The following is a 6,983-nucleotide window of genomic DNA, read 5'->3' as shown; positions in this document are numbered from 1 at the left end:
GACCCCCCAACCACCCACACCCTCCCGCGAATATAACCCCCCTATATCCCCCCAAGCCGGCCAGCCTGCCGAGCCAACTCGCCGCAAGCCGAAACGGGCCATCCCCGATGGTTTCCCGACTGCCGAGGCCATTGCCGAGCAGCAAACCAAGGCCAGATCGGTCGGGGCGAACCTCGACGTGGCCAATCAGGCCGAGCGTTTTCGGAACTGGGCGATCAGCAACGATGCCCGATACGTCGATTGGGCGGCGACGTGGCGGAACTGGTGCGACAGGGCGATCAAGAACGCTCCGAAGACGGCCGTGGCGTTGGCTCAGGGCCGAGTTCAGGCCCCGTCAGCCGATGATCGACAACGGCGTTGGCTGCGGGAGTACCGGCTGAATGGCCATTGGCCGTCGGACGATGCTGGGCCGAGGCCTGAGCATCCAGCGTGCCGGATCCCGCCCGCCTTGCTGGCCGAGTTCGGTTTCGCGCCGACTGCAGCCAACGACCCCAAGCCTGACCTGTTTGCTGGAGGAGAAGCGGCGTGAGCGAAAGCGATCGTATCCCCTGTGAAGTCCCGTTCTGCCGTCGGACCATTGGACAACAAAGGCTTCGTGAAGGTGACAACGCTTGGCTCTGCCCTAACCATTGGCGGTTAATCCCGAAAGGGCGAAAGCAGGTTTATAGTTTGGCAAGGCGGCGTGGAAATGGCCGTGCGGCCCTGTGGATTTGGCCTCGCCTAGTGGCGCTGGCAACTGAGAAGGCGACTGGAATATGAGCAAGGCCGACCGAGCCCGTAAGCGACAGACCAAGCGCTACGCCAAGCCATCGCTGCCGAGGCTGATCGGGGCGAACGACAACATCGAGGTTGCCAACGATAACGCGCCGCCTGTGATGTTGAACGGCGTCCGGCTGACCGAGGGGCAGGCCTATCGGTTCATGATCGCGGACCAGAAATGCAGCGCGCGCGATCTAGACCAGCAACGCGACGGCCAGCGAATGATGCGGGCTCTTGAGGCTGAGCTTCACGCTCGCGAGCTGGATAAGGCCGCCAAGGTCAACCTCGATGAACTGCGGGGATTGGAGGCTCTGCGCGGGCTCAAGATCGGTGTGTCCCACCATGACAAGGCGAAGGGTGCTCCGCGCGCCTCGCGTGATGGGCTGGAAACCCTACTGACGGCTGGTTCAATCGATCGGACCCAGCACGCCGCTGGCCTGCGCTATCGGGCCGACTATGAGCTGCTGGATCCCGAGAAGGGTCTGACGCCGCCGACATTGGATCCGGCTCAGCGGACCATCACGCGGGGCGGGGAGGGCTTTGCATTCAAACGTCGCCAGCGAGAGGAATTCGTGCGCGATCTGGAGGCGATGATCCAAGAGGAAGACCGGACGTTCCGTGGCTCGCTCGGTCGTACCGATGTTGAGCGTTTGGGGCGTGCTGTCTGGGCGCTGCGGGAGGTGGCGGGGAAGGGCAATAGCCTGCTCGCGCTAACTTCCAGTGGATCAATGCGAACAGTGATCGCTCAAGCGTTGATTGTCGGGCTGGACTGTGCAGCTATCGCCTACGGATTGGAGTAAACAGAAATGCTAAACGAAACTGCCTCGAACGGCCTCCCGTTTTGGATTGCTACGGCTGGCATTGCGGCACCTCTGATCGCTCTCGCAGGGTCAGCAGTGGCCTTTGTTATCAAGGTTTATAACGACGGAGAGAGACTCAAGCGCGACCAATTTTTCGAGCTGATGCAGTTCATCGATGGGGATAGACCTATCGCAACTAAGTTAGCGGCCGTGTATCAACTGCGAAGTTATCCTGAGCACCGGGAGTTCATTGTGCGCTTCTGCGATAGAAGGGACGAGCTGGTCATTGGGGTGACCGGAGAATCGTTACGCGCTGAAATGCAAGCAACGGCTGATGCCATGAGACGGTGAGGCCGCGACTTGACACCGGACAGGTAATCCCTGACATAAGCCAAACAGGGCGTTTCGCCCAAGCCAAGGCTCCTCCCTCTCGGGCGGAGCCTTTTTGTTTGCCGACAACCACGTTCTGAGCTGCGGCGCACGGCTGGATTGATGGCGATACTGTGAAATCAGTAAGGGGACGCGACCTTCACTTCCGCCCAAACCAATGGCTTCCCGTTCCGTTCTGCATAAGAACCATTAGGAATGGTGTCGGTGTTCACCATTAGCTCTGTTTTGCCGGTCACGGTATTAATCCGCATTGTCCCCTCAGGGATCATTACGACTTCATACTTGCCAATTTCAGTTGGTTTTGGCTGCTGACAACCCGCGAGCATTCCGAGAACAATCAGAAGTGCAAAGCGCTTCATGTGCCCCTCCAGGCGATTTGAATACAGCTAAGCCAGTAGTTTGATTCTTCGGATCTGGCCCCCAGAAGGATGAAACAATGGCCCGCCCCTCGTTATTCAACGACGCGACTGCCGAAGAGATCTGCATTCGCATCATGTGCGGGGACAGTCTGGCGGAGATCTGCCGTGATGAGGAAATGCCCGCATATCGTACGGTGATGCGGTGGCTGAAGGACGATGAGGCGTTTCGGCGTAACTACGCGTCCGCGCGTGAGGACCAAGGCCACGCTGATGCGGACGCCATAGCGGACATTGCCAAGCGGATTATCAAGGGCGAGGTCGACCCCGCTGCCGGTCGAGCCGCAATCGATGCGCTGAAGTGGACAGCAGGGAAACGTCAACCGAAGGCATACGGCGACAAGGTCGCGCTGGTCGGAGGCAGCAAGGACGATGCTCCGATCCGCCAGTCCCACAGTTTCGACCTGACGACCGCAAGCGACGAGGAGTTGGAAGTCATTGAGCGCTTCATCACTCGTCGAGCTGCCAACGCTGGAAGAGATCAGGGCGGAGAGGGCGAGGCGTAAGGCTGAGGCCGAACGCAAACGCTTGATCGAACACCAGGGCGAGATTCGCGCCCGCTGCGACAGCCTGCACGGCTTCATCGAGGAGCATTGGTCGATACTGGAGCCCAAACGCCCGTTCAAATCGGGCTGGGCGCTCCGGGCGATGTGCAAACACCTGGAAGCGGTAACGGCAGGGCGCATCCAGTTCCTGCTGATGACGGTGCCGCCGGGCATGATGAAGTCCCTGCTGCTGGTCTTCTGGACCGCATGGGAGTGGGGCCCGAAGGCTCGGCCAGACCTGCAAACGCTAGCCACCTCCTACAGCCAGGCCAACGTCCTCCGCGACAACCTCAAGCTCCGGCGCTTGGTCGAGAGCGATAAGTATCAGGCACTCTGGCCGATCCAGCTTCGGGCAGACCAGAACGCCAAGGGCAAGTTCGAGAATACCGAGAACGGGTTCAGCGAGGCGCGGCCGTTCAGTTCGATGACCGGTGGCCGGGGCGACCGGGTAAAGGTCGACGATCCCCATTCGACCGAGACCGCCGAGTCCGACACCGAACGGGCCAACGCAGTCCGCATCTTTCGCGAAGGGATTTCGGACCGTCTGAACGACGTCACCTCGTCGGCCATCGTCATCATCATGCAGCGGCTTCACGCCAAGGACGTGGCGGCCGTGGCGCTGGAGTTGGACATCGGCTTCGTCCATCTCAACTTGCCGATGGAGTTCGAAGCCGAGCGGGTCGGAGAAGATGGCAAGGTGACGGGAGGGGCCTGTCGGACCTACGTCGGCGGCGAACTGTTCTTCGAAGACCCGCGGACGGAAGAGGGCGAGCTTCTCTTCCCCGAGCGCTTTCCCGCCGCCGAGGTAACCAAGCTCAAGAAGGCCAAGGGCTCATATGCCTGGGCTGGCCAGTATCAGCAGCGGCCGTCGCCCCGAGATGGCGGTATTCTCCGACGGGAGTGGTTCAAGCCGGTCCCGATCATCCCCGCTGGGACCAAGCGCACCGTTCGCGCCTGGGACGTGGGGGCCACCGAAGGGGGAGGCGACCCCAGCGCCGGCGTCCGTTGCACCCAGGTCGGGTACGGCGAAGAGGCCACCTACTATTTCACCGACGCCAAGGTCGGCCAATGGAGCCCGGCGCAGTTCGAGGCGCAGCTGAAGCTGACGGCAGCGGTCGACACGACTGAGGTCACGGTTCGCCTTCCCCAAGACCCCGGCGCGGCCGGTAAGGGGTACGTCCAAACGTTGGTGAAGAAACTGCCCGGCTACACCGTCCGATACGAACAGCCCACCGGCTCCAAGCTTACCCGAGCCACCGCCCTGGCCACCCAGGCAGAGGCGGGAAACGTCTTCATCCTCACGACGGGGGACCCCATGCGCGACGCTTGGATTGAGCCCTTCCTCGACGAGCTCTGTTCCTTCCCGTCAGCGGCCCACGATGACCAGGTCGACGCTGCTGCGGACGCCTTCAACGAGTTGGCTCTTGGCCAGACTTCGACCGTTGCCATGTTCCTTTCCAGGCGGAACCGCTCATGAACCCGATCCGCCTTGTCGTGAACAATGCCGTTCGTCGCCTGAACCCAGCGCTGGCGCAGCTTCTGTACCCCCAGCAGAAGCACAACTATGCCGATGACTTCGGCTACCCCACGACGCTCGGCTTCGCGCAGCTGTTCGACGTCTATTGCCGCAACCCGCTGGCCACGGCCGGCGTGGACAAGACCATCGGCAAGACGTGGCAGGACAATCCCTTCCTGCAGGAGTTCCAGCGGGACGGATCGAAGAAGGGTAAGCAGGAGGAAACCAAGTTCGAGGCCGACATCCGCCAGCGGTTCGGCGACCTGCGCCTGTGGCAGCACATGGCCGAGTGCGACCGCCGGGCGATGGTCGGCAAGTACTCCGGCCTGATCATGCGGCTCGCAGACGGCAAGTCCTTCCGTGAACCGGTGGACCGCGTGCCGGGTGGCCTGCTGGGTCTGGTAGAGGTCATCCCCGCCTGGGAAGGCCAATTGACCGTAAGCGTATGGGACACTCAGGAAACGTCGGACACCTATGGCCAGCCCCTGATGTTCCAGTTCAGCGAGGCAGCATTCGGCGACACTCCCCAGCCCCGGCAGTTCCAGGTCCATCCGGACCGCGTGGTGATTTGGAGCCGGGACGGGACCCTAATGGGGCGCTCTGCCCTGGAGCCCGGCTACAACGCCCTGCTGGACGCCGAGAAGATCCGAGGTGGTGGTGCTGAGGGCTTCTGGAAGAACGCCAAGTCCGGCCTGAGCCTTGAGATCGACAAGGACGCCAATATCGAGAACATGGCCCGAGCCATGGGCGTCCCGACCGAAGAAGTGGTCGACCGGATTGATGAACAGGTCGATGGCTTCAATCGGGGCTTTGACAAATCACTGCTGCTGCAAGGCATCAAGGCCACGCCGATGCAGGTCAACCTGATGTCGCCGGAGCATTTCTTCGCCATCACGGTCCGGTCCTTTGCGGCCTCCGTGTCGATGCCGGAAAAGATCCTGCTCGGCAGCCAGACCGGTGAGCGCGCCTCTACCGAAGACAATGCCGAATGGGCGCGGGTGAACATGGCCCGCCGGACCAATCAGGTGATCCCGACGGTCATGGGCATGGTGCAGCGTCTCGAGCGGTTCGGCATCCTGCCTGAACGCGACTGGCACCTGGATTGGTCTGACCTGACCGAGTCCACCATGAGCGAGAAGATCGACCGGGCCGACAAGATGGCTTCCGTCAACCAGAAGATGGCCGGCGAAATCGTCTTCACCGGCGATGACATCCGCGGCGTCGTCGGCATGGAGCCTCTCAGCGACGCCGAGAAGTTCGCCGAGGACGACCTCGAGGACGAGGACGCAGCCACAGGCCTCGAGCCTGACGAGGACGCCGCCCAAGCGGCCTGACGAACCCCACAATCCAATGGAGGCCACGCGTGCATAAGCCCGACGTGAAAGCCCGCGCCTTCCTGGTGAACAAAGGCCTCGCGGCTGGCGACCAGGTGCGCGTGAATATCCGCTGCCTGGCCAACTCGGCCGCCATCCGGCGCGAGAAGCGCAATGGCCGCGATGTCATCATCGTCCCCTCGGCCACCATGCCGGACGACGTCGTGATGAACGACATCCTCTATCCGGCGGCAGAGATCGCCAAATCCTTCCTGTCCCTTGAGCGGACGCCCGCGCCGCTGGGCCATCCCACCATCAACGGCAAGTTCCTGTCTGCCCGCGATCCCGAAGGCCTGAACCAGGGCTGGATCGGGGCCTGGAACGAGAACGTCAGACAGGAGGGCGGCCGCGTCCTGCTGGACAAGGTGATCGACGTTGAGCGCGCTAATCAGTCTGAGGGCGGTAAGCGGGTGCTGAACGCCATCGACAAGGGCGAGCCGATCCATACCTCAACCGGCCTGATGGCCATGCTGGACGCCGCCAATGGCGAAGTCCCCCACAAGTTCGAAGCCCGAGACATCGAGTTCGACCACGACGCCATTCTCCTGGACGAGGAAGGCGCGGCCACCCCGGAGCAGGGCGTGGGCATGATGGTGAACTCTGCGGGCAAAGAGATCCAGGTCGTGAACTCGGTCATCGATGATGATGCCGACCGCGAGCTTGGATGGGCGGTCGATCAGGCCGTTCGCGCTCTCGAGAAGAAGGCTCGCGCCCCTCTCTACGATCGCATCAAGACCGCACTCATCGAAGCCATCGAATCCTTTGGCGGCTCCGGGCGGGAAACCTCCACCAACAAAATGAAGGACGACGAGATGGACAAGGTCCAGTTCGACGCGCTGTCCCAGAAGGTTGACGCCCTCTCGGAGAGCATGAAACCCGATGCGCTGGCGACGGCTATCGGAAACGCTGTGGCTACGGCCATGAAGCCGGTCACCGACCAGCTGACGGCCCTGCAGAACGATCAGAAGGCCAAGGACGAGGCTGAACTGACCGAACTGCGCGGCAAGATCGTGAACGCCAACCTGATGGACGAGGAATCGTCCAAGGAGCTGACGCTCAACGCCGCGCGCGCCCTGGCTGACAAGGCCGAGCCGAAGAAGGCCGCCCCCCTGGCCAACAGCGGCTTCCGCCTGACGCAGCACGACACCAAGCCGGCTTTCAAGCTGCCCAAGGCGGAGGGCTGA

The 6,983-nt window shown here is 62.2% G+C and carries 8 protein-coding genes; 7 read left to right on the top strand and 1 reads right to left on the bottom strand.

Annotated elements, in window-relative coordinates:
• The 3 genes from B3B04_RS06265 to B3B04_RS06255 all read left to right on the top strand — a co-directional run.
• The coding region (locus B3B04_RS06265; protein ID WP_292041104.1) for a hypothetical protein at positions 1-529 on the top strand (529 nt) is incomplete at its 5' end.
• Positions 530-755: 226 nt separating this feature from the next.
• Positions 756-1,559: a hypothetical protein gene (locus tag B3B04_RS06260; protein ID WP_292041101.1), complete on the top strand. Its 804-nt coding sequence runs from the start codon at positions 756-758 to the stop codon at positions 1,557-1,559.
• A gap of 6 nt (positions 1,560-1,565) precedes the next feature.
• Positions 1,566-1,910, top strand: a complete 345-nt coding sequence (locus B3B04_RS06255) for a hypothetical protein (RefSeq protein WP_292041099.1) — start codon at positions 1,566-1,568, stop codon at positions 1,908-1,910.
• 158 nt (positions 1,911-2,068) lie between these two features.
• Here B3B04_RS06255 and B3B04_RS06250 read toward each other — a convergent pair whose 3' ends face one another.
• Entirely contained in the window at positions 2,069-2,308 is a 240-nt protein-coding gene (locus B3B04_RS06250) for a hypothetical protein (RefSeq protein WP_292041097.1), read from the bottom strand.
• Between the two features lie 77 nt (positions 2,309-2,385).
• Here B3B04_RS06250 and B3B04_RS06245 point away from each other — a divergent pair, with 77 nt between their 5' ends.
• The 4 genes from B3B04_RS06245 to B3B04_RS06230 are packed head-to-tail and all read left to right on the top strand — an operon-like array spanning position 2,386 to position 6,983.
• The gene (locus B3B04_RS06245) at positions 2,386-2,871 is read left to right on the top strand and encodes a hypothetical protein (RefSeq protein WP_292041096.1); all 486 of its coding nucleotides are present in this window, start codon (positions 2,386-2,388) and stop codon (positions 2,869-2,871) included.
• Positions 2,804-4,387, top strand: coding sequence for a phage terminase large subunit (gene terL, locus B3B04_RS06240; RefSeq protein WP_292041093.1), 1,584 nt, complete (start codon positions 2,804-2,806; stop codon positions 4,385-4,387). The genes B3B04_RS06245 and terL overlap by 68 nt, the downstream gene beginning before the upstream one ends.
• Positions 4,384-5,760, top strand: coding sequence for an anti-CBASS protein Acb1 family protein (locus tag B3B04_RS06235; protein ID WP_292041090.1), 1,377 nt, complete (start codon positions 4,384-4,386; stop codon positions 5,758-5,760). The genes terL and B3B04_RS06235 overlap by 4 nt, the downstream gene beginning before the upstream one ends.
• A 29-nt stretch (positions 5,761-5,789) precedes the next feature.
• Complete coding sequence (locus tag B3B04_RS06230) at positions 5,790-6,983, top strand: hypothetical protein (protein WP_292041088.1); 1,194 nt, start codon at positions 5,790-5,792, stop codon at positions 6,981-6,983.

Origin of the sequence: Brevundimonas sp. UBA5713, from assembly GCF_002419815.1 — a bacterium.
Taxonomy (GTDB): Bacteria; Pseudomonadota; Alphaproteobacteria; order Caulobacterales; family Caulobacteraceae; genus Brevundimonas.
This window is presented reverse-complemented; position numbering and strand designations above follow the sequence as displayed.